Origin of the sequence: Heliobacterium chlorum (assembly GCF_014502795.1) — a bacterium.
Classification (GTDB): Bacteria; Bacillota; Desulfitobacteriia; order Heliobacteriales; family Heliobacteriaceae; genus Heliobacterium; species Heliobacterium chlorum.
Map to the genome: position 1 here is coordinate 130,294 of NZ_JACVHF010000002.1, position 25,414 is coordinate 155,707.

General features: G+C 50.5%; 30 protein-coding genes and 1 riboswitch. Of the genes, 20 read left to right on the plus strand and 10 right to left on the minus strand.

Going from position 1 to position 25,414, the window contains the following annotated elements; genetic code table 11:
• Positions 1-73: 73 nt before the first annotated feature.
• On the plus strand, positions 74-1,060 hold the full coding sequence (gene bioB / locus H1S01_RS03680; RefSeq protein ID WP_188038765.1) for a biotin synthase BioB: 987 nt from the start codon (positions 74-76) through the stop codon (positions 1,058-1,060).
• A 66-nt stretch (positions 1,061-1,126) separates the two neighbouring features.
• A complete protein-coding gene (locus H1S01_RS03685) occupies positions 1,127-1,270 on the plus strand; it encodes a hypothetical protein (RefSeq protein ID WP_188038766.1) in 144 nt (47 codons plus the stop codon).
• Positions 1,271-1,330: 60 nt separating this feature from the next.
• Here the strand turns inward: H1S01_RS03685 and H1S01_RS03690 are convergent, their stop codons facing one another.
• Together H1S01_RS03690 and cysK (H1S01_RS03695) are read right to left on the minus strand one after the other, a co-directional pair.
• Positions 1,331-2,140, minus strand: coding sequence for an undecaprenyl-diphosphate phosphatase (locus H1S01_RS03690; protein WP_188038767.1), 810 nt, complete (start codon positions 2,138-2,140; stop codon positions 1,331-1,333).
• Between the two features lie 96 nt (positions 2,141-2,236).
• Complete coding sequence (cysK, locus tag H1S01_RS03695) at positions 2,237-3,166, minus strand: cysteine synthase A (RefSeq protein ID WP_188038768.1); 930 nt, start codon at positions 3,164-3,166, stop codon at positions 2,237-2,239.
• A 243-nt stretch (positions 3,167-3,409) separates the two neighbouring features.
• Positions 3,410-3,516, plus strand: a riboswitch (SAM riboswitch).
• Positions 3,517-3,631: 115 nt separating this feature from the next.
• Here cysK (H1S01_RS03695) and H1S01_RS03700 point away from each other — a divergent pair.
• The 14 genes from H1S01_RS03700 to bioD all read left to right on the plus strand — a co-directional run bounded on the left by H1S01_RS03700 (position 3,632) and on the right by bioD (position 14,863).
• Positions 3,632-4,771, plus strand: coding sequence for a trans-sulfuration enzyme family protein (locus H1S01_RS03700; protein ID WP_188038769.1), 1,140 nt, complete (start codon positions 3,632-3,634; stop codon positions 4,769-4,771).
• 26 nt (positions 4,772-4,797) lie between these two features.
• Positions 4,798-5,943: a trans-sulfuration enzyme family protein gene (locus H1S01_RS03705; protein ID WP_188038770.1), complete on the plus strand. Its 1,146-nt coding sequence runs from the start codon at positions 4,798-4,800 to the stop codon at positions 5,941-5,943.
• Positions 5,944-6,175: 232 nt separating this feature from the next.
• On the plus strand, positions 6,176-7,105 hold the full coding sequence (cysK, locus tag H1S01_RS03710; protein ID WP_188038771.1) for a cysteine synthase A: 930 nt from the start codon (positions 6,176-6,178) through the stop codon (positions 7,103-7,105).
• A gap of 108 nt (positions 7,106-7,213) precedes the next feature.
• Complete coding sequence (locus tag H1S01_RS03715) at positions 7,214-7,381, plus strand: DUF2292 domain-containing protein (protein WP_188038772.1); 168 nt, start codon at positions 7,214-7,216, stop codon at positions 7,379-7,381.
• A 71-nt stretch (positions 7,382-7,452) separates the two neighbouring features.
• Positions 7,453-7,665: a YezD family protein gene (locus H1S01_RS03720; protein WP_188038773.1), complete on the plus strand. Its 213-nt coding sequence runs from the start codon at positions 7,453-7,455 to the stop codon at positions 7,663-7,665.
• Positions 7,666-7,685: 20 nt separating this feature from the next.
• Positions 7,686-8,972: a homocysteine synthase gene (locus H1S01_RS03725; protein WP_188038774.1), complete on the plus strand. Its 1,287-nt coding sequence runs from the start codon at positions 7,686-7,688 to the stop codon at positions 8,970-8,972.
• An 89-nt stretch (positions 8,973-9,061) separates the two neighbouring features.
• Positions 9,062-9,859, plus strand: coding sequence for an ATP-dependent sacrificial sulfur transferase LarE (gene larE, locus H1S01_RS03730; RefSeq protein WP_243236942.1), 798 nt, complete (start codon positions 9,062-9,064; stop codon positions 9,857-9,859).
• 221 nt (positions 9,860-10,080) lie between these two features.
• Entirely contained in the window at positions 10,081-10,593 is a 513-nt protein-coding gene (locus tag H1S01_RS03735) for a PilZ domain-containing protein (RefSeq protein WP_188038775.1), read from the plus strand.
• Positions 10,594-10,701: 108 nt separating this feature from the next.
• A complete protein-coding gene (gene cysC, locus H1S01_RS03740; RefSeq protein ID WP_188038776.1) occupies positions 10,702-11,280 on the plus strand; it encodes an adenylyl-sulfate kinase in 579 nt (192 codons plus the stop codon).
• Positions 11,281-11,286: 6 nt separating this feature from the next.
• On the plus strand, positions 11,287-11,610 hold the full coding sequence (locus H1S01_RS03745) for a 4Fe-4S dicluster domain-containing protein (protein ID WP_188038777.1): 324 nt from the start codon (positions 11,287-11,289) through the stop codon (positions 11,608-11,610).
• Between the two features lie 154 nt (positions 11,611-11,764).
• Positions 11,765-12,868, plus strand: a complete 1,104-nt coding sequence (gene cax, locus H1S01_RS03750; RefSeq protein ID WP_188038778.1) for a calcium/proton exchanger — start codon at positions 11,765-11,767, stop codon at positions 12,866-12,868.
• Between the two features lie 56 nt (positions 12,869-12,924).
• Positions 12,925-13,383, plus strand: coding sequence for an Hsp20/alpha crystallin family protein (locus tag H1S01_RS03755; protein ID WP_188038779.1), 459 nt, complete (start codon positions 12,925-12,927; stop codon positions 13,381-13,383).
• Between the two features lie 158 nt (positions 13,384-13,541).
• Positions 13,542-14,114 (plus strand): biotin transporter BioY, encoded by a 573-nt coding sequence (locus H1S01_RS03760; protein WP_188038780.1) that lies wholly within the window; start codon positions 13,542-13,544, stop codon positions 14,112-14,114.
• A gap of 14 nt (positions 14,115-14,128) precedes the next feature.
• Positions 14,129-14,863 carry a dethiobiotin synthase gene (gene bioD / locus H1S01_RS03765; protein ID WP_188038781.1) on the plus strand — a complete coding sequence of 245 codons (735 nt, stop codon included), beginning with the start codon at positions 14,129-14,131 and terminating at the stop codon, positions 14,861-14,863.
• Between the two features lie 81 nt (positions 14,864-14,944).
• Here the strand turns inward: bioD and H1S01_RS21845 are convergent, their stop codons facing one another.
• Entirely contained in the window at positions 14,945-16,003 is a 1,059-nt protein-coding gene (locus H1S01_RS21845) for a PocR ligand-binding domain-containing protein (protein WP_188038782.1), read from the minus strand.
• 214 nt (positions 16,004-16,217) lie between these two features.
• On the opposite strand from H1S01_RS21845, the gene H1S01_RS03775 reads away from it, so the two are divergent.
• From H1S01_RS03775 to H1S01_RS03790, 4 genes are all read left to right on the plus strand, one after another.
• On the plus strand, positions 16,218-17,069 hold the full coding sequence (locus tag H1S01_RS03775; protein WP_188038783.1) for a DUF4367 domain-containing protein: 852 nt from the start codon (positions 16,218-16,220) through the stop codon (positions 17,067-17,069).
• A 37-nt stretch (positions 17,070-17,106) separates the two neighbouring features.
• Positions 17,107-18,087 carry an ABC transporter ATP-binding protein gene (locus H1S01_RS03780; protein WP_188038784.1) on the plus strand — a complete coding sequence of 327 codons (981 nt, stop codon included), beginning with the start codon at positions 17,107-17,109 and terminating at the stop codon, positions 18,085-18,087.
• 81 nt (positions 18,088-18,168) lie between these two features.
• Complete coding sequence (locus tag H1S01_RS03785) at positions 18,169-19,029, plus strand: ABC transporter permease subunit (protein ID WP_188038785.1); 861 nt, start codon at positions 18,169-18,171, stop codon at positions 19,027-19,029.
• A 204-nt stretch (positions 19,030-19,233) separates the two neighbouring features.
• Positions 19,234-21,384: a hypothetical protein gene (locus tag H1S01_RS03790; RefSeq protein WP_188038786.1), complete on the plus strand. Its 2,151-nt coding sequence runs from the start codon at positions 19,234-19,236 to the stop codon at positions 21,382-21,384.
• A 145-nt stretch (positions 21,385-21,529) separates the two neighbouring features.
• Here H1S01_RS03790 and H1S01_RS03795 read toward each other — a convergent pair whose 3' ends face one another.
• From H1S01_RS03795 to copZ, 7 genes are all read right to left on the minus strand, one after another.
• Positions 21,530-21,928: a DUF350 domain-containing protein gene (locus H1S01_RS03795; protein ID WP_188038787.1), complete on the minus strand. Its 399-nt coding sequence runs from the start codon at positions 21,926-21,928 to the stop codon at positions 21,530-21,532.
• 21 nt (positions 21,929-21,949) lie between these two features.
• Positions 21,950-23,185, minus strand: a complete 1,236-nt coding sequence (locus H1S01_RS03800) for a glutathionylspermidine synthase family protein (protein WP_188038788.1) — start codon at positions 23,183-23,185, stop codon at positions 21,950-21,952.
• Between the two features lie 30 nt (positions 23,186-23,215).
• Complete coding sequence (locus H1S01_RS03805) at positions 23,216-23,635, minus strand: hypothetical protein (protein WP_188038789.1); 420 nt, start codon at positions 23,633-23,635, stop codon at positions 23,216-23,218.
• Positions 23,636-23,654: 19 nt separating this feature from the next.
• Positions 23,655-24,179, minus strand: coding sequence for a hypothetical protein (locus tag H1S01_RS03810; protein ID WP_188038790.1), 525 nt, complete (start codon positions 24,177-24,179; stop codon positions 23,655-23,657).
• Between the two features lie 203 nt (positions 24,180-24,382).
• Positions 24,383-24,643, minus strand: coding sequence for a 30S ribosomal protein S18 (gene rpsR, locus H1S01_RS03815; protein ID WP_188038791.1), 261 nt, complete (start codon positions 24,641-24,643; stop codon positions 24,383-24,385).
• A gap of 45 nt (positions 24,644-24,688) precedes the next feature.
• Positions 24,689-24,979, minus strand: coding sequence for a 30S ribosomal protein S6 (gene rpsF, locus H1S01_RS03820; protein ID WP_188038792.1), 291 nt, complete (start codon positions 24,977-24,979; stop codon positions 24,689-24,691).
• A 201-nt stretch (positions 24,980-25,180) separates the two neighbouring features.
• Positions 25,181-25,387 carry a copper chaperone CopZ gene (gene copZ, locus H1S01_RS03825; protein ID WP_188038793.1) on the minus strand — a complete coding sequence of 69 codons (207 nt, stop codon included), beginning with the start codon at positions 25,385-25,387 and terminating at the stop codon, positions 25,181-25,183.
• Between the last annotated feature and the right edge of the window lie 27 nt (positions 25,388-25,414).

Here is a 25,414-nt window from a genome sequence, read left to right on the forward strand (position 1 = left end):
GTATAATCGGATTGTATACCTTGCTTAGTATAACGAGTTGACAAACGACGAAGACAGAGAGGAAGAACCATTTATGCAAAAAAGATTACACCAAGCCGAAGAAATGGCTTTTGCCGGGAAGGGTATTGATCGAGAACTGGCCTATCAATTGGCTAAAACAGAGGGGAGCGAGATCTACGCACTGATGGACGCGGCCCGTCGGGTGACGGAACAGTATGCTGGAAAGCATGTAGACTTGTGTTCCATCATCAATGCCCGGTCTGGGGCCTGTTCGGAAGACTGCCGGTTTTGCGCCCAATCGGCTTGGTATAATACCGACGTAGAACATTATGATCTACTTCGTGTGGAACCGATCTTAGAACGAGCTAAGGAAATGGAACAAGCCGGTGCCCATCGTTTTTCCCTCGTTACCAGCGGCAAGGGGATGAGTGACGTCGATTTGGACCAAGTTTTGTACATATATGAACAACTCCGTGTGAAGACGAACCTTCACCTCTGCGCATCTTTGGGTATTTTAACGAAGGATCAACTGCAGCGCCTCTGGAACTGTGGTGTAACCATGTATCACCACAATTTAGAGACGAGCCGCAACTTTTTTCCTAGCATTTGCACCACCCATACCTATGAAGATCGCATCGAGACGATCAAAGCAGCCCAAGCGGTGGGCATGAAGGTCTGTTCTGGCGGTATCTTCTCTATGGGTGAAACGATCCAGGACCGCATAGACATGGCTTTTGAGTTACGCGATCTGAATATCCCTTCGATACCGATCAATATTCTCAATCCCATCGCAGGAACGCCGATGGAGGGGCAACCGGTCTTAGAACCGATGGAGATTCTTAAATCCATCGCCATCTATCGTCTCATCCTCCCGTCAGCCTATCTACGTATGGCGGGAGGGCGCGAAGGGGCATTGCGAAACTTACAGGCCTTATGTTTTATGGCAGGTGCCAATGCGGCTTTGGTCGGAAGCTATTTGACGACCAGCGGCAGAACTGTGGCAGAGGATATTCAAATGCTGCAGGATTTGGGACGTAACGTTTCAATCTCCAAGGTATGATGACGGGCGGTCATTTCATAGACCTGAGAGCCTTCGGGGATACTGTGACAAAAGGAGGATGGACGCATGTCAGACCCCAAAAAGAGCAATCGCGGCGAGCTCCGAGCGTCAACAGATCCTGACGGGCTGGGCGAAATTGAAGAGTTAGACGTAGCCAGCAGCATTGAAGAGATAGACTCCATTCCGGAGATACAGAAGGATCCCGGCTAAAAAGAAACAGGGAAAGCATCGCGGCACATTCGCGGTGCTTTCCCTGTTTTTTGCATCCGATTAGAGCAGAAAAAAAACGCCGTACACAAAGGCAACGAGAAAACGATAGTAGGCAAAAGGAGCTAGACCGATTCGTTGCAATAAGTTTAAAAACCATACGATAGCGGCCCAGGCCACGAAGAACGATACGACAAAACCGATGGCGAAGACGGGGAGATCGCTGGCGGTCAGGTACTGGTAAGATTTTATCATGTCCAGCCCTGTCGCACCGATCATCATCGGAACTGCGACGATGAAGGAGAATTCTGCAGCCACTTTAGACGTGAGACCGCCCAGCATACCACCTGCAATGGTTGAACCGGAGCGAGAGAAGCCGGGCCACAAGGAAAGGCACTGTACTAGGCCTACCCAGAGAGCTTGACGGTAATTCATATCATCTAAGTCGGACACAGGCCGTTTGGGACCTGTTTTCATGGCCACCAGCATGAGTATGGCACCAAGGACCAGACCGATGAGCACTGTTTGGACCGAAAAAAGATATGTTTTGATCGCTTTGTGCACCAGCAAGCCTAAAATTGATGCCGGAAGCATAGCCACAAGCACATGCCAAAGGGTGAGTCCGCGGCCGTCAAATCGGAAACCATCGGCAAAGAGATTGAGTATCATATTTATAAAGCGCTGCCGGTAAAGCACAACGACAGCCAAGATGGCTCCTAATTGGATGAAGACCTCAAAGGTTGCTGCTTTCTCGCCGGTAAAACCGAGAAGATTTCCCACCAAAATCAAGTGACCTGTCGACGATACAGGGATGAACTCGGTCAGCCCCTCGACAATGCCTAAAACGACGGCGACAAAATACAAACTATCCATGACATAACTCCCATCTGAAATAAAGACTCTTTATCTACAATAGGTGAGTTATGCCGTGAAGTCAACGGGAAGAAGAATAAATATAGAAAGTTCCTACTACAGATCAGCGAACAAGGCGGTGCTCAGGTAGCGTTCTCCCGTATCGGGAATAATGACGACGATGCGCTTCCCATGATTCTCCGGGCGTTGGGCGATGATAGAAGCCGCAAAGACGGCAGCTCCCGACGAAACACCGACGAGCAAGCCTTCCTCCCGAGTGAGCCGGCGGCTTGTGTTCAATGCGTCGTCATCATCGACGGGAATGATTTCATCGATGATATCGGTATTCAAAACTTCCGGTACAAAGCCTGCGCCGATCCCTTGAATCTGATGGGGACCAGGCTTGCCACCGGAGAGAATGGCCGATCCAGAGGGTTCGACGGCGATCACTTGCAGGGCAGGATTGTATTTCTTTAGCACCTCAGCGGTGCCGGTGAGAGTACCGCCGGTTCCAACACCAGCGACAAAAACATCGACCTTTCCCTCCGTGTCCCGCCAAATCTCTTCACCGGTGGTAGCACGGTGTATAGCCGGATTGGCAGGGTTGGCAAACTGCTGGGGCATGATGGCTCCAGGAGTGTTTTTGACGATCTCTTCGGCTTTTAAGACGGCCCCGCGCATTCCTTCGATGCTAGGCGTCAGTACAAGTTCAGCGCCAAAAGCTTTTAAAAGATTGCGACGTTCCAGACTGAACGATTCCGGCATGGTGAGAACCAGTTTATATCCCTTCACTGCAGCGGCTAAAGCGAGGCCGATCCCTGTATTTCCGCTCGTCGGCTCCACGATGACGGCGCCCGGTTTGAGCAAACCTCGTTCTTCGGCATCTTGGATCATGTGCAGGCCGATACGATCCTTCACGCTGCCGCCGGGGTTGAAAAATTCTAGTTTGGCGAGTATTTCTGCAGATTCGGAACCAGCGATCCGGTTCAAACGAACCAGTGGTGTATTGCCGATCAGTTCGGTAACATTCTTGGCGATAGGGGCCATAACGATCACTCTCCCAATCGATACAATCCGACTATTTAGGTCGGAATATGATAAATTATTATTACCATGATACGTGAGGCGAGCAAGGCTGTCAAGGGAATGGGGCAGCTTTTCCTTTGAAAAAGCAATTTCTTCGATTTGTGCAAAAAACTATGCAAAAAAGTCTTGACGGGAACGGCAGATCGCATTTATTTTTATAGCAGTCGCAACTGAAATGGCGAAATGACAACCGAATAATCTTGTTTCTTATCAAGAGTCGGCGGAGGGACTGGCCCGATGAAGCCCGGCAACCAGCAAGTATACACTTGTATGGTGCCAATTCCTGCAGGGGAAACCCTGAAAGATAAGACTTACTGCCGATCAACGGGTCTTTTCTTTCAGAGAGAAGATCCGTTTTCATTTTTCTGACAATGCCCTCTTGCATGGGCAGGCAGTAAGACAAGAAAACGAAGGAGAGTAGAGAACATGCATATTGAATCCCTCTTGGTCCAGGCCGGCAATGGAAAAGATCAGGTTACTGGTGCCGTCAGCTTTCCTATCTATCAAACAGCCACTTTTCGTCACCCCGCTTTAGGGGAGAGTACAGGTTATGATTACAGCCGTTCGGGAAACCCGACTCGACAGGTACTGGAAGAACTGATCGCTAACCTGGAGGGAGGAGTACGGGGTCTGGCCTTTTCTTCCGGATTGGCAGCGATCACGAACGTCTTATCCCTATTTCGTCCAGGCGACCACCTGATCCTCTGTCAAGACCTCTATGGGGGAACCTACCGGCTTCTGGAGCAGGTCTATGGACCATGGGGATTGACAGCGAGTTATGTTGACACGAGCGATCTGGAACAAGTTTACGGGGCCATAACCGATCAAACGAAAGCCATATTTATCGAGACGCCAACGAATCCGACGATGAGAATTACAGACCTATCTGCTGTAAGCAAGATTTGCCGGGAACAAGATTTGCTGCTCATCGTGGATAACACGTTTATGAGCCCCTATCTGCAGCAGCCTATCGCATTAGGAGCCCATATTGTCGTCCACAGTGGAACCAAATATCTGGGTGGCCATAATGATGTGGTCGCTGGACTCGTCGTTGCAGCGACGGAAGAGATCGGGGAACGGCTGGCATTTCATCAGAATGCATCCGGTGCCGTATTGGGACCTTGGGATGCTTGGCTGCTTGTTCGAGGAATAAAGACGTTGGGACTCCGGCTTGACCGAGCCCAGGAAAATGCGGCTGCGATTGCCCGCTGGCTGGAAACACATCCCGCTGTAGAGGGCGTTGATTTTATCGGCTTGGAGAATCACCCCGGGAGAGAAGTTCATTTCCGACAAGCGAAGGGGCCAGGTGCCATGATCTCATTTCGCGTCAAAGACCCGTCCATCATCGCCAGAGTGCTTCAGCGAATTCAACTGATTTCTTTCGCCGAAAGTTTGGGCGGTGTCGAGTCATTGCTTACCTTTCCAGCCCGTCAGACTCATGGCGACATCCCCTTAGAAATCCGGGAGCGCTGTGGTGTGACCGATTCGCTGTTACGGCTATCGGTGGGTATTGAAAATGTGCAGGATTTGATCGCTGACTTGGATCAGGCACTCACATTCAAATAAATGATTTTTTGAAAGGCTGTTGAACGATGAAACTACATCCGTCCACATTGGTGGTTCACTCGGGCGTTGAACCGGAAGAACATACTGGGGCCTCTTCGGTTCCGATTTTTATGGGATCCACCTTTCATCAGAAAGACATCGATACCCCCCAGCCCTTTGATTACTCCCGTTCCGGCAATCCAACCCGTCAAGCTGTCGAAGAGACCATGGCTTTGCTGGAAGGAGGTACGCGAGGGTTCGCTTTTGCTTCCGGGATTGCAGCCATGTCTACCTGCCTTGGTTTGTTTAGTGCCGGTGACCATTTGATAGCTACTAGGGACATCTATGGCGGGACTTATCGTTTATTGGACAAGGTCTGGTCAAATTTCGGCGTAGAGACGACCTTTGTCGATGCCACAGACATCGAAGCGATTCGGTCTGCAGCCCGGCCGAACACCCGCGGTCTCGTCTTAGAAACACCTTCCAACCCCACATTGGCCATCACCGACCTGAGGGCCTGTGCGACTTTGGCCAAGGAACAGGGCTGGCTGACGATCGTGGACAATACCTTTATGACACCTTGTTTACAGAAACCTCTGGAACTGGGAATCGATGTTGTCGTACATAGCGCTACAAAATTTTTAGGGGGCCACAGCGATTTGATCGCCGGCGCCGTTGTCGTTAAAGACGACAAGCTAGGAAAGCGGATCGGTTTTTTACAGAACGCCTTTGGCGCGATCTTGAGTCCCCATGATAGCTGGCTGCTCTTGCGAGGAATCAAAACCTTGGCCGTACGGATGGAAGCTTCGCAACGAGGGGCTGCTCAGGTGGTAGATTACTTGTCTGGTCATCCCAAAGTAAAGCGCGTCTATTATCCCGGTTTGTCCAGCCATCCCGGTCAGGAAATCCACTGTCAACAAGCCAAGGGAGCGGGAGCTGTCCTCTCTTTTGATCTAGGCGGCAAAGATGAAGTGAAAAAACTGTTTGCTCATATCAAGTTACCCCTCGTGGCGGTCAGCCTTGGCGGGGTGGAAAGCATCCTTTCTTATCCGGCGACAATGTCTCACGCGGCGATGGAACCAGCGGAACGGGAGAAGCGCGGCATCGGGCCTGGATTAGTCCGCTTGTCTGTGGGCCTAGAAGATCCCGATGATTTAAAGGCAGACCTCGAAGAAGCCTTAAAGGCACTGTAAGTCTAAATTAAAGAAATCTGTAAAATAACCCGTTGACAACAGGACAAACAGCCTTTAATATCATAAATATAAATCGAATAACTCGGAATTACGTGCTGACCGGAAATACCGGAGGCCGGCGGGTAACCTATCGAAGATAAGGAAGGTTGCCCTCGGCCTCCTTTTGTTTTTGAAAAGCAGTAACATGAAAAAAGTCAAACAAGGAAAATTTATAAACATGGAGGGAACCAAAATGGCCAAAATTATTGAGAATTTAACGGACTTGATCGGAAAGACTCCGCTGGTAAAACTCAATCGGGTGACCGAGGGAACCGTCGGTAAGGTCGTCGTCAAACTGGAGTATTTCAACCCCGGCGGCAGTGTGAAAGACCGCATCGGTTATGCCATGATCAAAGACGCTGAAGAAAAGGGACTTATCAATCAAGATACAGTCATCGTTGAACCGACGAGCGGAAACACCGGCATCGCCCTAGCCCTGGTTGCGGCGGCCCGGGGCTACCGGCTGATCTTAACGATGCCGGAGACGATGAGTGTAGAGCGACGGAACCTCCTAAAGGCTTATGGAGCTGAACTCGTCCTCACTGCTGGTTCAGAAGGCATGAAAGGAGCTGTTCGCAAGGCTGAGGAACTGGCAGCCGAGATCCCTAACTCTTTCATACCGCAACAGTTCAAGAACCCGGCGAACCCGGAGATCCACCGGCATACGACAGCGGAGGAGATTTGGAACGACACAGACGGCCAGATCGACATCCTGGTCGGTGGTATTGGTACAGGAGGAACGATTACCGGCGTAGGGGAGACACTGAAAAAGCGCAAAGCCGATTTGCAGGTGGTTGCGGTGGAACCATTTGATTCTCCAGTATTCTCCGGTGGGCAGCCGGGACCTCATAAGATTCAAGGAATTGGCCCTGGCTTCATCCCAGACGTATTAAATCTCGCTATTGTCGACGAGATCTACAAGGTCAAAAATGAAGAAGCCCTGGAAACGGGCCGTCGTTTAGCCCGTGAAGAGGGAATTCTCGTCGGAATTTCTTCCGGTGCCGCTGCCTTTGCCGCTCTAGAAATCGCCAAGCGACCGGAAAACGCAGGAAAACTTATCGTAACCATACTGCCTGATACAGGAGAGCGTTATCTTAGCACCGCCCTCTTCCAAGAAGTGTAATCAGGTGGCAAAAATGTGTTGACATTCCACTCTGGTAGGCTCTATACTCACCTTAATTCAAGTAATCAAATCGGATTTGTTTGATATCTTGAGGAGGTGGAAAGCGGAGTGGAAGAAAACAGAGATAAAGATAATGATAACGATATAATTTCCTTGGAAGTACTCGAACGGATTGAAAAAGAAATCAAAAGGATAAAACACGGGACGATTACCTTAATCATTCAAGATTCCCATGTCATCCAAATGAACAAGTTTGAAAAGATCCGCTTTCGATAAAGCCTTGATCAAGATTTTGAGTAACCTACTCGAACGCGGGAATGGGAATCTGGTTGAAAAGGAGCAGTCTCATGTTTGAAAGCCGGCAAAGTCCTCCGAACACGTCCAGTCAAAAAAATAATCACAACGTAAGCCCCACAGGAGTGCGAATTATCGAGGCCGTTCGTGGATTGAAATACGGCGAAGTGGTCATCGTCGTACAGAACGGCCGTATCGTTCAACTAGAACGGACGGAAAAACTACGGTTCCCTCAAGTAGAAGGAGCTTACGGAGACGGAATATAGATTAGCAGGAGGTTTTACCCATGAGCATTGAAAAAGGATTCGCTACAACCGCTTTGCACGGAGGACAAAAAGCTGACCCTACCACAGGATCTCGTGCTGTACCCATCTACCAGACGACATCTTATGTCTTTAAAGACTCCGATCATGCCGCAAACTTGTTTGGACTGAAGGAATTCGGCAACATATATACACGGATCATGAACCCCACCACAGATGTGTTGGAACAGCGAATCGCTGCTTTGGAAGGTGGTGTGGCCGCTCTCGCCGTATCTTCCGGTTCGGCCGCCATTACACTGGCCATCCTCAACATCGCTCATGCCGGAGACGAAATCGTCTCTGCCAACAGCCTTTATGGCGGAACATACAACCTCTTTGCCTATACACTGCCGAAACTGGGCGTGAAAGTAAATTTTGTCGACCCTAAAGATCCGGAAAACTTCCGCAAAGCGATCACACCGAAAACGAAAGCGCTCTATGCAGAGTCTGTCGGGAACCCGAAACTGGATACACTTCACTTTGAAGCCGTATCGGCCATCGCCCATGAAGCGGGCATTCCTCTCATCGTCGACAACACCTTACCGTCGCCCTATCTCGTCCAACCGATCAAACATGGTGCCGACATCGTCGTCCATTCCTTAACGAAGTTTATCGGCGGACATGGCACCTCGATCGGCGGTATCATCGTCGACTCTGGAAAATTTGACTGGACCAATGGCAATTTCCCCGACTTCACTGAGCCCGATCCCAGCTACCACGGCCTCAAATATTCGGAGACTTTCGGTCCCATCGCCTATATCATCAAGGCCCGAGTGCAACTCCTTCGTGATATCGGTGCAGCTTTAAGCCCCTTCAACGCCTTTCAGATTCTGCAAGGCGTCGAGACCTTGCCGATTCGAATGGAACGACACAGCCAGAATGCACTAAAAGTGGCTCAATATCTCGAAAACCATCCTCAGGTGAACTGGGTCGTCTATCCTGGACTTTCGAATCACCCCAACCATGAAACGGCGAAAAAATACCACCGGGAAGGTCTCTTCGGTGCTATCCTCGGCTTCGGGATTGCCGGCGGTCGTGAGGCAGGCCGGAAGTTCATCGACAACCTGCAACTGCTCTCCCACTTGGCGAACGTAGGTGACGCAAAATCTTTGGCTATTCACCCCGCGTCGACGACTCACTCGCAGTTGACTCCGGAAGAGCAAATCTCCACCGGTGTTACCGACGATTTCATCCGTCTCTCCATCGGTTTGGAAGACGCCGAAGATATCATCGACGATATCGAACAAGCGTTGGCGAAAGCAAAACAGTAAAAACATAATATATAAAAACCGGGGGCTAAGCAGTTTCAACCCGAATGTTCGGAGGACTGCTTAGCCCTTTTAAATGGGGGATGAACAGGATGCAAATGACCGAGAAACTTCAACGATTGCAGCAAATCCTCAAAGAAATGGACCGAGTGCTTGTCGCTTATTCCGGCGGCGTCGATAGTACTTTCTTGCTGAAAGTGGCTTACGACACGCTGGGGATAAACACACTCGGGGTGTTGGGAATCTCCGAAACGGTTCCGCGAGATCAAATTTTCGAGGCACAGAGGATGGCCGAAGATATCGGCGTTCCCTTTCAAAAGGTCGACACAGACGAATTCCAGCGGGAGGAATTTGTTCAAAACGGGCCGGACCGGTGTTTTCACTGTAAAACGGCCCTTTTTCAACGGTTGTGGGAAATAGCTACGGAAAAAGGTTTCCCCCATATCGTCGATGGCAACAATGCCGATGACGTGGGCGATTATCGCCCGGGAATGAAAGCGGCTCGAAACCTAAACGTACGTAGTCCTCTGATGGAAACCGGATTAACGAAGGAGGAGATTCGAGAACTTTCCCGCCAATTAGGTCTACCTACATGGAATCAAGCGGCTTCACCCTGTTTGTCTTCGCGCTTCCCCTATGGAACCCGCATCACCGAGGATGGGCTTATTCAGGTCGAAAAGGCGGAAAAGTATTTGAAAGAGCTCGGTTTTTACCAAGTGCGGGCACGCTATCACGACCGTTTGGTACGGATTGAAATCGATAAAGACAGCCTGCCAACGGCCGTCCAGAAGGCCGACCTGATCGTCAGTTATATGAAGAGTATCGGATTTTCTTTTGTAACCCTCGATTTAGCCGGTTACCGTCTCGGCAGCTTCAATGATTTGCTGTAAGAAGTTTGAAGACCTTTCTGTTCTCACAGGTGGAGGGCAGAAAGGTCTTTTTGTAAATAACTGCTTGTTTGATTCAAAAATAAACCAATGAAAATACAGGTTGACAATCCGCGCCAGTGATCTATATTAAATAAAGTGAAGATTAAGTTATTTTTTATTATTAACTAGGATTTTGACCGATCGATTTAATGATTAATTAAATCGGAAACCGGGGGACGATTATGTTTAAGGGTGTAGAGAGAAGAAAAGACCCTCGAACAGCCTTTCGGGAAAAACCCCTTTGTGCCTGTCTTCGGATGACAGTAAAAGGGGGAAAAGGGGCACAGCAGAGCAACCCCATCGACGTCTGTGTTTTCGACATCAGTCCTTCCGGTGCTCAATTTGTCTCCCATCTTAAGTTCCCTACCATCCATGAATTCGCTGATATGACGGTTCACTTTAAGACTCGTCTTTCCGGAAACATAAGCAACGAATCTCAGATTGTTTGGAGAAAGGAGCAAAGTGGATTTTACCGTTACGGAATCCGTTTTCTCCATCCCGATGAGGGGGAAAAGAATTTGTTGCGAGTTCAAATCCATAATGCCGAAGTATTTTTACAAACCCGCGATATCGCCAACTTAACTGTAAACTGCAGCTTTTGCAGCAAAGATAGGTGCCTTATGCGTGGGGTAGATACAGTCGGATTATTGAAAACGTCGGTCAGCCCTTCCGAATCGCACTTCAGCACAGCCTAAGCACAGGTCTTCGCCTCACCGCATAGATTGAAAACGACATTAGACCTTTCAATTTCCAGCTTTTGCTCATGATGGCGATGGATAAGAATCTCTTCCGGCAGGGGAAGGATGGGGGTTCCGGTGTGCAACCATTCCGTTCCCAAAAAACAACAGGGGTTTACGCTATGGCTGACGGGTCTATCAGGTAGCGGAAAAACGACCTTGGCCAAGGTGATCACCCAAGAATTGCAAGCTCGGGGGCGAAAAGTGGAACTCCTCGACGGAGAGGACATTCGGGAATACCTGTCGCCGGAGTCGGGATTTACCCGACAAGAGCGGTATGTGCAAATTAAACGCCTTGCATATCTGACCAAAATGTTGTCACGGAACGGCATTGCGGTAGTTGTGGCAGTGCTCGTGCCTTATCGGGAGATGCGGGAAATCATCCGGGCTCAGCACGAGGGCAACTTCGTAGAAGTCTATCTCAAAGCGCCTCTCGAAACATGCATCGCTCGAGACGTGAGAGGTCTTTATCAAAAAGCGTTGACCGGAGGAATCCGTTGGTTCACGGGTATCATCGATCCCTTTGAAACCCCCGTTGACCCTGAGCTTGTCGTGGAGACTCATCGGGACACCCCGGAGAACTGCACCCGCCGGATTATCAGGAAGTTGGAGGAGTTGGGCTACCTAGAAGTGGTGAGTAGGTGATAGCTAGTGGTTCTCCTCGTCGACAAGGAACAGTGCAATGGATGCGGCGGTCGGTTCCGGTGTGCCCAAATCTGTCCAAGCAACTTGTTGGCTCCCGATGAAAATGGAAAAATCGAGCTCCGTGAGCCAAAAGAATGCTGGGACTGTGCCGCTTGCCTGAGGGTGTGCGGCCGAGATGCTTTAGCTCTCGCGATTCCGAGCGGGAGCGCAGAGAAACGATCGATCCTGAAAGTCCGACCTGGGAAGAAAAAGGCCCGCTGGTCTATCCGGTTTCCCAGCGGGGAAGAGAAGTCTTTAGAGGTGGAAAATCGAGAAGTCCCCCTCAAATAAGCGCAAAAAAGCCTTCTGTTTTGGAGAACAGGAGGTTTCTCTTTAGTTCGTCCATTTGAAGGTCCCCTTGCAAGGAAAAGAATAACCCGGGTGTGGTAGGAAGTTGTCCCTGGGCAGCGAAAAAGAAAAAGATAAAATGATGGGGGGGACTGCCTTGAAGTATTTGCGTTATCTATTGTTGGCTTTGCCACTCATGCTCTACTTTCGCTGGACTGATCCCGAAAGCGGATGGGCTTTTTTGATGGCTGCCCTCAGTATTTTACCTTTGGCCGGATATATGGGAAAAGCGACAGAAGAACTCGCTGTACACACGGGACCGAAAATCGGCGGTTTTCTCAATGCCACCTTTGGCAATGCGACCGAATTGATTATCGCTCTCTTTGCGCTGAAGGCCGGGCACATCGAGGTGGTGAAAGCCTCCATCATCGGCTCGATTATCGGTAATATCCTGCTGGTCCTAGGATTGTCGGTTCTATTGGGAGGCTTCAAGCATGGCACGCAGAAGTTCAGTACGGAAACAGCCAAAATGAATGCGACCACCTTGTTGTTGGCTGTTATCGCCATGCTGGTACCCTCTTTATTTATGCATACGGAAGTGCACCCGGAAGCGGCCGTCAACCTTTCCGTTGAAGTTTCTATCGTACTGCTCATCGTCTACGGCGCCTTGCTCTATTTCAACTTTAATCATTCCGGTATAGCTGCTCAAGGCGACGCAGAGGCAGAGTCGACAGCTACAACAGTTACGGAATATAGGACAGCGGGAACGGTACATAAACCTGCCTCCGATGACCATGAAGCAGCGTGGACGAAAGGGAAGGCCCTTACGGTTCTGCTCGCCGCCACAGTGGCTGTTGCACTGGCAAGCGAAGTCTTGGTGGGCTCTCTGGAGCATACGGTGTCTTCACTAGGATGGTCGGAAGCATTTATCGGGATCATCCTTATCCCCATCATCGGGAATGCGGCTGAACACAGCAGCGCTGTTCTCATGGCGATGAAAAACCAGATCGAAGTGTCCGCTGAGATCGCGCTTGGCTCAAGCATCCAAATCGCTTTGCTGGTTACTTCCCTATTGGTGCTCGCAGGACGAATCTTCGACCAGCCGATGGACTTGGTCTTCAATACTTTCGAGCTAGTGGCAGTCGTCCTGTCCGTATGGATCGCCAAGTCGATCAGCAAAGACGGTGAGACGAACTGGCTCGAAGGCCTCATGTTGCTGGCGACCTATGCGATCATCGCTGGCGGGTTTGCCTTTGCTTAAACGGTGTTTCATTATCCCTGTTCCCGAATAATATGTAATGGGAGGAGGGATGATCGATGACACTGAAAAAGCGGGACGAATACGACCATCCGGTTTTTCGTATTCAGGAAGAGATGAACAAACTCTTCCGGCAGATGTTTCAGGAACCCTTTTTCTCGAACGATTTCTTTCATGCCTTCGAAGGCAAAGGCTGGCTGCCACGGCTCAACCTGATGGAACAGCCAGATGAATATGTCATCGAGGCAGAAATCCCTGGCATCGATCCCAAGACAGTAGAAATCCAAGTCACTGGAAATATACTTACCATCAAGGGAGAAAAGCGAGCCGAGTTGGAACGAAAAGACCGGAATACACACATAGTAGAAGGATCTTACGGTACCTTTCACCGCTCAGTCGTCCTACCTGGTAACGCTGATCTCGACAGAATCACCGCTGCCGGCAAAAATGGGATGCTCCACATTCACATTGGAAAAAAACCGGAAGAGAAACCGCGCATCATCAAAATAAACAGTTAAATCGCCCTAAAAGCAAGGGGCGATTTTTTTGTTGTAGAGGGCTTGATTGTAAACTGAATTTTTTCATATGGTTGACAGAAGCAGTCCTTCTAGATACAGTTATTTTGTCAACTACATAATTCGGAGTGGTTTACAATGAAGGGGGTTGTTTGATCGACATGTCCAATCTGACTCTCCGGGACATGAGCCAGGTGGCTCTTTTTGCGGCCCTGACTGCTGTCGGCGCTTTTATCAAAGTTCCTGTTCCTTTCGTTCCGTTCACTTTACAGTATCTCTTCGTCGCTATGGCCGGGATCCTGCTGGGTTCACGGCTGGGATTGGCTAGCCAGATCCTCTACATCGCCATCGGCCTTTTGGGAGTGCCTGTCTTTGCTGAGGGGGGTGGACCGGCTTATGTGCTGAAACCAACCTTCGGCTATCTGATTGGCTTCGCTCTGGGGGCATATGTGATCGGCCTGTTGACAGAGCGTCTGCTGGAAGCCCACAAGGGCCGTCTGTTTCTCTCCGTCTTGGCTGGCCTCGCTATCATCTACGGAATGGGCGCTCTGTACTTGTATGGAATCATGAATTATGTCACGAACTCTCCCATATCGGTAGTAAACACAGTGCTCTATGGAATCCTGCTGCCCCTGCCCGGAGACATTTTCTTGAGTGGAGTCGCCGCCTTTCTGGGACTGAAAGTGTGGTTGCATCGTCGTGCATCCGCGGGGGCACAAGAGGCTTCGCAATAAGGGGAGAGATAAGAATGGCAACAGGAATCTTCATCACCGGTACCGATACAGGTGTCGGAAAAACGGTAGTCACTGCAGCGTTGACGAAGGTTTTCACCGATGGAGGCATCCCGACGGTGCCCTGTAAACCGATTCAAACAGGCGCAGCGAAAGTCGAGGGAGATTGGTATCGGGAAGATGTGGCTGTCTACAGACAATTCGCTTCCCTTCCATGGACCGATGACGAGTTGTGTCCCCTTTGTTACGAATATCCGCTCGCGCCAGCCCAGGCTGCTGAACTGGAAGAACGGCCCGTCGATCTGGCAGAAGTTCAGCGAGCATATCGGCGGTTGGCAAAAAGACAACCCTTAGTGCTGGTGGAAGGCGCCGGTGGCTTAGCCGTCCCTGTCTCCGGGCCCGAGTTTACCATGGCTGATTTGGCCGTTCAGTTGCAGATTCCGGCGATCATCGTAGCCCGAGCAGGTTTGGGAACGATCAATCATACCGTACTAACTGCCCGTTATGCCCACGAAAAAGGTCTGCCCCTTCTCGGCATCATCTTCAATGAACTATCGGAAACTCCTACTTTGGCAGAAGAGACGAGTCCAGCCATGATTGCCCGTATGACCGGGTTGCCCATCTTAGCCTGCCTGCCGCGCATCGATAGTTCGATGGGCCTTGCAGAGAACAGGGAATCTCTTTGCCGTGAGTTGGCGGAGCAACTGGATTTTTTAAAGTTGCTGAAGGAGGCAAAACAGTGGCAAAGGTAACGGCTGTTGCTAGGTAGGAAAAAAATAGGGCAGACCCCCCTATTCACGGGGTCTGCCCTATTACTTGTCCTGCAAGACTTGTTACATATTTACTTTTGATTGTAGCGATTCGGTCAGCGTTCGAAGATTTGAAAAATCTTTTTCCAACTCGGTGATTTTATTGAAAATAACGCCCATAAAATCGGAGTGCTTTTCAATAATTCCACCCGTTTGGTTTACACCTGTCTCTATTTCCTGCATCCCTTGGCGAATGCTCTTTAAAATCAACTCAATCTTCCGGGCTGATTCCACGCTGACCCCAGCGAGCTTTCGAACTTCTTCAGCGACGACCGAAAAGCCTCGGCCCTGTTCCCCGGCACGGGCGGCTTCGATGGCAGCATTCAATCCGAGCAGATTTGTTTGATTTGCCACGTTCCGAATAAAACCGAGAATTTGATCCGTTTCCAAAACCTTGTTTTTGGAGTCGACCGATGTGGAGAGTAATCCCTTGGACGTGGTTAGGAGATTGTCCATTTGCTCAGCGACGCTTTGTACATTTTCAGAGAGGCTCAGCATGTTCTGGTGCATGTTTTTCGAGAGCTCGTCTAATTGACGGGCACTGAACATCGTCTGCAAACGTTGGTAGCCGATTCGCGACAAGGCGTTAGCCACAATATAAAGAAGCTCTGCCGCCGCTCGGATGCTATCTTCAGGAACGATGCGCACTTTCGAAAGAGCCTTGATATACTCGTCAGGGTTTATTCCCAATTCACGAGCTAATTGGCGAAATTTTTGTTCATCCGGCCGTACCGGCAGTACCTGACCGCCTAGCATCGCACCGAGTTGTTTTCCTCCGACCACGATGGGGGCTGCAAAATCCATTAGTCCGCCGTGACAATAATAGATCGACGGTTTCCCGCTCTGAGCAGCTTCTCTTCCGCCTTTGAGATCGCACTCGTTGCAGCGACGGAGCCCTTCTGGAGTTTTTCGGGTAAGATTCATACAAAAATCAGTGAAGTTACTCGGACGGGTGATGGGACCATGCAGATCGACCGTAATGCTGGCCATCCCTGTGGCCGCAGAAAAGGAGTCTTGAAAGCGCTGCAGCAAATCAATATCGATGAGATCTTTAAGGCCGTAGTTTTCTAATGAATAATCCATAGTAACACTCCTGCGAACAAATTCAGTAACATAAAATTGAAATCACAATCACTTACTCAATATTTCGACGATAGTCTTGCGAATCCTCCCATCGTCAGTGCTTTTTCTTCTACGAGAAGCGAGGAAAAGGATGCAGACATGGATAGAAATATGTTGAAAAGAGAATAATCTGTGATAAGTCCCATATCTTGGTTTAGCCGGAAAGGATGAGATAATGGATAGACGAAAAAAGATCACCGCTGCCGTTGCAACCATTCTTTTGTTATCAGGATTCTTTGCCGTGACACCGTTACGGCAGGCGACAGCTGATTTTCTCTCCCGCTTCCGGGTGCAGCGGATGGAAACGGTGAAAATCACTCCAGAACAATTGCAGCAGATGGGTCAAGCGATGCAATCGCAGTCTGGAGAAATCAACTTACAGCAGTTCGGAAAAGCCGATGTCATTCAGAAACCGGAACAGAAAAAAATTTCACTCGCCGAAGCGCGCAATCAACTGCCATTTAAAATCCGTCAACCAGCTTATTTACCGCTGAACACGGGCTTAGCCGAACCGGTTGATATGCACCAGGAGGGGACCGCAGAGTTTCAATTGAACGTTCCCCAGGTGAACCAACTGCTGCAAAGTCTTGGATCGAAGACATTGCTTCCGCAGGACCTGTCGGGGAAAGCTTTTCGTATACGCATACCGCCGGGCCTGCGAACGGAATACATTCAACCAGACGGACGAAAAGTCTTTACCCTTAACCAATTTGACAGCCCAGAGGTGACCGTTCCAGAAGGCGTTGATGCTAATGCACTTCGGTCGGCTCTGCTCGATTTGCCGATCTTACCAACGGAACTTCGTACCCAGCTGTCTGCCATCGGCGACTGGAAAAACACGATGATCGTGCCTTACGCCGAAGACCGCATGGAGAAAGTGACCATCAACGGGGTAGAAGGGCTTTATGCCCAAAACCTCCATATGGGACGGAGTTTTCTCTTCTGGGTGGACAAGGGTGTTCTCTATCAACTCGACGGTTCCTTAGATAAAGGGGAGGCCCTTAAGGTGGCCCAATCGCTTAAATAATCAGGACAATTGGAGAATTAGAACGTGGTGACCTTTTTTGCTGGCTATCGAGACGGAAAAACTGACGAAAACCTATTCCGGCCACGGCGGTTGTCGGGATATCTCCCTCGCTGTACCTTGCGGCACCGTTTTCGGTTTGCTCGGGCCCAACGGCGCAGGCAAAAGTACCTTGGTCAAAATGCTTGTCGGATTGCTTCAGGCCACCTCAGGCCAGGCACGCATTCTCGGGCGACCTTTTTCCGACCTGTCCGTTCGCCGGAAAGTCGGCTTTCTACCGGAAAACTTTCGCTACCATGACTGGTTGACCGGAGAAGATTTGCTTCGCTTTCACGGCGCCCTGTTCGGCCTATCGCCGGCGGAGGTTCGCGCCCGCATTCCCGAAGTCTTAGGCCAAGTGGGCATGAAAGAACAAGCGGCCCAGAGAGTTGGAAGGTACAGCAAGGGGATGCAGCAGCGCATCGGTTTGGCTGTCGCTCTCTTGCCTGATCCGGAATTGCTCTTTCTCGATGAGCCCACATCAGCCCTCGACCCGATTGGACGTAAAGAAGTACGGGAACTGCTGGAGCGATTGAAAGGGCAGGGAAAAACGGTCTTTCTCAACAGTCATTTGCTCAGCGAGTTGGAGACTCTCTGCGACCAGATCGCCATCATCAAGCAAGGGTGCCTCGTCTACCAAGGCGATTGGCGTGAACTGGCCCGGCGATCGTACCAAACGAAAGTGGTTGTGGGAGATGTGATACCTTCCCAACTCACCAGTGCCAGCGATGGGGGCTTTCAATTGCTGGCTCAGCGGCCTTTAGGGGTGGCAAGCGAGCTGGAGGCAGCGACAAGGAGCGAAGGCGGGCCTGCACTCAGCCGGTTCCGGCATGAACTGTTGTTTCGTATTCCGGAACAGGGTTCCGTTCCTACGCTCATCCAATCCTTGGTCGCTTCCGGAATCGACATCTATGAAGTGACTCCGCAGGTAGATTCGCTGGAGAAGCTATTTCTTCAGTTTGTGACGCAGGAAACCGAATGAAGACACCTAGATCATGCCTTCAAGCGTAAATGTGGATAATAACTTGAGGAAAGATGAAAAGATTCGAAAGTGGGAACCGCTTTGCTTACCCTGGCACGATTGACCTTTGCTGAAGGCGCCCGAAAGCGGGTCTTTCTGGTCATCCTTTTCCTATGTCTAGCTTTTTTTCTTCTCTACGGAATTGCCCTTGATTTTGCTTCCCAGGAAATGATGCGCTTAAACGCTTTGCGAGGCCGGCAGCCGGTCATTCAACAGATTGTGGGAAATCAGTTGTTAGGCTCGGGCATGTACTTCGCCTCTTTCTTAATGGCCTTGTTGGCACTCCTGGCCAGCGTCGGATCTGTCGCTTCAGAGATCGAGAACGGGCTGTTGCATGCGATTGTTTCGAAACCGATACCCCGTTCATCGATCATCCTCGGCAAATTTTTCGGCTATGGTTCCATGCTGGTCAGCTTAGGCCTTCTATTGTTCGCCGGTATCGTGGTCTTGAATCGGCTGTACAACCCTCAAATACTGAGTCTCCTCACACCCTTTCATCTCGTCTATGGGGCATTGATCTTTATCCTCCAACCGCTGGTGTTGCTCGGTTTGTCCATGGTCTTTGGATCGGCGCTGCGAACCCTTACCGCAGGGGTCGTCGTGACGGTCCTGTATGTACTCGGAACGGTAGGCGGGTTTCTAGAACAGGTTGGTGGTTTAGTAGCCAAGCCGTCTTTAGTCAATGTAGGCATTGTCATCAGTCTGGTCATTCCGAGCGATGCCTTGTTTCGCAAACTGATGACAGTCCTTACCGTCGCTCAGGAAAACCCCCTTGCGTCCTTGTCTTTAGGACCATTTGGTGTAGCTGTACCGCCCAGCAACTTGATGATCATCTATACACTTCTATATCTGATGGCATGTTTAGGACTAGCGCTGTACAACTTTCACAAAAAGGATTTGTAAAGCGTAAACAATGGAAGGAATGTGCCGACCGATCACGAATAAAGATAGCGTATAAAATAGCAAAGAACAAAGGGGTCTTTGCTGAATATTCCCGTGGACCTTGGAAAAACGTCTTTGACTTGCAAGAACTTCAGAATTGTTTTTCTCGGTCCCCGCCGCTGCGGGGACTTGTCCTATCTTGCGGTAGGGAAAGAAGGTAACAAGGTGTCAAAGGTTATCCCGATCCAGCGACGACCCAATCTCCGAGGAGAACCGTCGAGCGAAAGATTCATCGGCGCTTTTGCCCAGCCCGAGAACCGCTGGTTCCATTCCACCTTTAACTTCCGCGCTGCTTGGCAGGGCAAAGGCAGGATGTTACAGGTCTGCCTCGGACAGTTGAGTTTCAACCCTATGGATACGGCCTTTTTACTCTGGCAGGAAATGTCCCGACAGGAGTGGCAGTGCGGATGCGGACAGGGGAACGAGGTGCCTGTCAACCGTGAGGACATCGGCTGTGCCGTCCAGTCGATGCTGCGATACTGGAAAACAGTAGAGGGAAAGGAATCCAGTACAGCAGATATCGTGGAACAGTTCTGGCCTGATTTGGGTCGGTTGATCGATGGAGTCGGTTCGTTGACGTCGCTGTCCGTGGAGACGAGCCGGCGGCTACTACATAAACTGCGTCCTTCGAGGTTGACCGCAGAAGATATCATTTATACCTATCTTCAGGCCCGTCAAAATATCGACTTCGAACTAGAACGAGCCCTTTGGGTCGATGGCTTGGCAAAAGCGGAAGAGCCTTGGTGGGTGGCCCAAGAACGGTACTTACAGGAAGAAGATCTGCCTATTAAGGAAAGGATCGCCCCCTGGCGTCTATATGCCCGTATGCGAGGTCGTATCGATCAAAAGCTGACGTTGACTCCAGGCAATGAAGACACGATGCAGCAGTTTGTCAATCATATGGTCGACGACGTGATCAATACAGCGCTCGTCGTCCCTTGGAAATCGGAAAAAGTAAAAGTTCAACCCCTTACGTTGGAAGCGAATACTTTAGATTCCGACGAACGGCGTCGATTCGAGGTGGAATGGTTAAAAAGCTCTGTCGTCGAAAAGCCAGTGCTTTTGGATATACTGGGGCCGCCTTGGCAGCAGACGACCGTGCGTATCACTGTTTCTCGGTTCGGAAGGCAGTGGTGGCTTTCCGAAGCCGAGTGGGCAGAGCCTCGCTACTTAACGATGAAGGAAAAAGTAAATAAAGTGAAAGAACCTTTCTTTTTCCGGGTCTACGATCTAGGCAAAAACGTACGGACGGTAACGAACCGTCTTGACAGTGATCAGGAGCTTTTCTGCCCAATGGTACGAATCAATGATTACTGGGAAGAACGGTCTCTGCTATGGAAGAGTGCCATAGATGAAGGCCACGATAAGCGATGTACCTTTTATCGGATTGGCCATGAACTGGTGATGGTCTGTGATGATGATATCAATCTGAACCTGTGGGAACGACGACTTTTTTCCCGAGCCATTGTGCCTGTACACCGAGGGCGATTACCCCTGTGGTTAAAGACCGCCTTTACGGAGCGCATGCGAACGATCCAAGCGTCCTCTTTCGACGAGTGGAGCCGATTATTTCGAAAAACCTTATCCTTTTTATCGATGGAGCTTTTAGAGTTGTCAAAAGAGTGGTGGCCCCAACCTGAAGAATCGCTGGCGCAACCGGAAGTTTACTGGTCCCTTGTACTTCGGGCATGGAGCGAATGGCTCACTGACGGGGAGCCTGCCGAACTGGCGAATGCTGTATTTTTACTCGGCCATCGCTTAGGCACGTCACCGGAACAACTGCTTCACCCTCACCATTCCGCTAGAGGGCTGCTGTTGGAGTTCTTGACGGTCGCCTTGCCGCCGGAACAACAACCGCCGGGACTGCGTCATGAGTTGGAATTGCTCCACCCACCCTTGGCTAGAGTCCTTAAAAAATGGTTTGAACAGCCTTTTAGAATTTACCAGATCGTCGAGTGGCGAACGGAAGGCACTTGCCGGATCATTGACCTCCTCCGAGAAAGGGAACAAGAAATCGAATTACGGAGCTATTTCGAACCGCCTCAAGCGGGGAAGGGAATGGTAGCCCGCCTTCTCCCGCTGGAAGGACAGCGGTATTGCCTATTGGGTTGCTTGGAGGTTGAACCGTCTCACATACCTCTGCTGAAGGAACGTATGGCCAGCCTGCATCGCGAAATGGAAACCGACTGTAATGAATATATGCCAGAAGCGAGTTGGCGCTTTCTTGGAGAAGTCTTGCAAATGCTCCCGTCGAGCGGTGAATACCTGATGAAAGAACCTCGTCTTGAGGCTCGAAAAGAAGTTTGCCTGTCATAAAAAACAGAGTCTCTTCTCTTCAATGGAGAAAGACTCTGTTTTCTTTGCATTACGGCATTCAATTGTGGTAAACAGGAGTGCAACGACTCAGTCCACTAAGGGCTACGTAAGGTTCGCTCGGTTTTATGAGGGAGCGCCATAGGCACTAACTGATACAGGCTGCTACCACTAAACCGAGGGCGATGAAGATGCCCGCCACGATCCAGGCGACAGCCATATTTCCCTTGCGAAGTTCTTCACGGACGGGAAGTTTTGGTGTCAGCCATTCGAAAATGAGGTAACTGCCCATCATTAAGAGGGACCCGAAGACGCCCCAAACGATAGTTTCCGCTAAGGTATCATTGTGAGAAATGGCAGACCAGAGGATGATCCCTAGCCCAACCATCTGCGAAAAAAGGGTGATCCCTACGGCTGCGTTCCCTTGATGAATCTCTTCTGCGTCGTTGTATGGGGTAACCCAGAAAAAGATGCGCACCATCGCGAGCATAAGTACCGACGAGACGGCAAAATAGAGCAGAGCATTCAGAAAATTTTCTATCGCCAAGAGATATATCCCTCCCTGACGTTAATCCGGTTGCACGAGTGTGGGCACCCAACAGGCCTCTTGAGCTGTGACAATTTTCGGGCTAAGGCGGGTGTAAAAGCCAGCTAATTCGTCAAACAGGCAAAATGTGCCGATCGTCGGGAGCAGGGGCCGTTTTCGGATGCGGCCGTTTCGCATGACTGGAAAGAAGACAGGTTCGGCATCAACTCGTGCTTGATATACCACGTCACCTTGCGGCAGATCGGTCATGGTCAATGCATCACAGTCGATGATCCCGAGACCTTCCCGGTTGTGCAGCGGTTTGATCATGACGGGGCGGCCCTGCATCAGATCCGGGTCAAGAGATGTGTAAGGAATATACTGTTCTATCGCTTCCTGCCGTGGAGGCGATAGTTTCGGTTTTACAAGCCATAAAAGGGCTAAGAGAGCTTTCGAATGCAGGAGAAGGGTGGAAGGAGGATTGATCAAACAGAGCTGCCCCTTTTCCATGCAATCGATGAATTGAGGACCTCCTTGATCGCGGGCGTACCATTCTACGGAATAAAAGGATTGCAAAAAATCGACGGGGAAATTGCCTGCACAGAGGCGTCCCGTTGAATCGATAGAGAGGTCCCGAACGTCTCCGATGAGAACTTTTCCAGGCTCATAGGCGGCTAAATTCTCCACGAACCGTAAGGTCGATCGTTCTTCAGGATCCGATGGGAACCCGACGATGGCTGTCACCGTACCGGCCTGTCCGCCCTGCCGGACGAAAGAATCGCGCAAGCTCCGGCGGAGGGTCTCCTCGAGTAATTCATTGGGGTCAGAGAGGGTACGATGATACGTTCGGGCTACCTGAGGCTGCAGGAGGCATGATTCGACCAGGCCGAAGGGGGTCTCACTGTTGAACTCCAGCAGTTTCGGTCCTTGATCAGTCCAGTACCAGTCAAAGCGGCCCAAGGCTGTCAGCCAAGGCAGGCGTTGCCGTAAGCAGTGAGCCTGAAGCGATTTGGGGATACCGAGAAAATCGAGCAGATCAGGATGACCTTCGATCACCACTTGAACCGTATGCAGCAGATCGACCACCTGTCGATGGGCACTGAGAAAACGGCGATGCTCCTCCGTAGACATCACTAGGGCGTGCAAATTGTAAAAATGCTGCCCCCGCCCGTCAAAAGCCCAGGTAAAGCCGAACGTTTCTTCATAGCGGGCCACGTCCTCTTCCCACCGGTCCAAGTAAGCTTCTCGATCATCAGGTAGAATCGCCGAAAGCTGCATCGATGGTCTCCTTCCGCTGATGAAATGACGCTAAAAGAGCAAAGGCCCCTGATACTCTGGCTTGCGAAACTCAAAGTGGGCCCGGTCGCCTACCGATTCAGGATGAAACAAGCAAAGGTAAGCTAGACCCATGGCGCAAAGCCCCTCAGCGAGAAGGACGGCCGTTTCTTCATCGGTGACGGTCCAGCGCTGCAACAGCCACTGAGTCAGCGCTGCTTCCACCGTGGGGGCTGTCGGTTCCTTCATCTTGTATTGACCTGTTGTTTCGGGCAGTTGAACCAGCCAGTGCTCTTCCCGGCTGTGTTGCTCAGGATAATAAGTGATCAGATAGGGCATTTGTTGTTCTTCTAGATAACCGAGTACTCCTTCCACGGCATCGGCAGACAAAGGCACGGACCGGTTCTCTTGCAGGGAAGCGATAGCTTTAGCAGAGTCGAAAAAAGGTAACATAGGTGATCTCCTCTTACGATTAACCGCCTGAGGACGAACTGCCTGATCCGGCACTGCCTCGAGCACCAGACGAAGAAGATCCGAAGCTGGACTTCGACCCGCCGGAGCCAAAGATGCTGCCCGATGAACTGCTGGAGCTGCCGCTCGATTTCCGCACTACATTGCCAGTTCCTTGAGAGGTTGTCGGTTTTACATAACCGGGATTGCCGCTCCAAGAAGGTGGATGTTTTGCTCCTGTATAAGGCACATACGTTCCGTTCTTGCGGGAAACCATGGTAGCCCCATCCCAAGATCCTGTGAAGGAACGGTATGGGTAATAACTGCCGCCGTGATAGATAAAGAGATTATCATCATCTTCGTCGTCTTCCATGACGACCCCATCATCGGAATAGGCGGCTTGATCATCTGCAGGGGGAGGGGGATCGGAGTCACAACCAGCGGCTGTCAATGTTAACCCCAGAATGGAGAGCACGGCAAGCGTCTTTTGATAAGGTATCCGCTTTGGTATTTCCTTTTCCGTCTCTGAATTGGCCGCCTCGGGCACCGAAATCACTCCTTTCCGGGTCAAAAAGACCCAGTCGGCTCCAACAGAACCTGCCTCGATAATCATATTCGAAGGTATTTTTATCGAGACGGGCATATTGCGTAATAGAGGACTTGTTCGACGAAGGATTAAAAAAACCTACAAGAAAAATGAAAAACCGGAGGACACCTGTAACAGGGTTCCTCCGGTTTGACGAGCTTTGATTATTCTGCGACGGTAAACGGCAGCAGGGCAACGTGACGGGCCCGCTTGATGGCCAAGGTCAGTTGACGCTGGTGCTTAGCGCAGCAGCCTGATACACGGCGGGGAAGAATTTTACCCCGTTCCGTGATGTACTTGCGCAGTTTGCCGACTTCTTTGTATTCGACTTGTTCAATCTTGTCGACGCAGAAGAAGCAAATGCGGCGGCGGGGACGACGGCCTTTCCGGCCTTTGCGTTCCGGCTTATCACCACGATCTTGCATGCGTTAAACCTCCTTTACCCTAAAAGATGGACGAATCGTAACCCATTACTTCTCGTCTTTACGGATGACGAGGAACCGGACGATGTCATCGGAAATCCGCATGACCCGATCCAGCTCGTGGGCGACAGCAGGCTCGCCTTTGAAGGTGATGAGGACATAAAAGGCCTCTTTCAACTTCTTGATCTCGTACTGGAGCCGGCGCTTACCCCACTTGTCAGCTTTGACGATTTCGCCACCTTGTTGGGTAATGAGGTTGACGAACTTGTCGACGACCCCCTGGAAAGCTTCTTCTTCCATGTTGGGGCGGATCAAAAGCATCGCTTCGTATTCGCGCACAATGGCACCTCCCTTCGGACGTATGGCCCCACCTCACTGTGTGGAGCAGGGAGTGGCCGTTTAGTTAGCCACATTTATGAAATATATCATAGAACAAAGGAGAGTGCAAGGGAAATTGATAGAAAACCAGTTCCTTTTTTACACAAGGGGTACGTCTTTTCGGATGCTGATTCTACCCAAGGAAGACAGGTGATGGTGGAACTAAATCACATCGTACCCGGCGTCTTCAATAGCCTCTTTGATGACATCTATGCTGGTTTGTGTCTCGTCAAAAGAAAGGGCTACTTCTTTCGCTGCTAGGTTGACTTCTGCTTTACTCACTCCGGTCAGACTGTGTAATGCCTTTTCCACAGCCGCCTTACAGTGTCCGCAAGACATTCCTTCGACTTTCAGGGTGATGTCGGTCATAGAAACTCCTCCTATACTACTATGAAA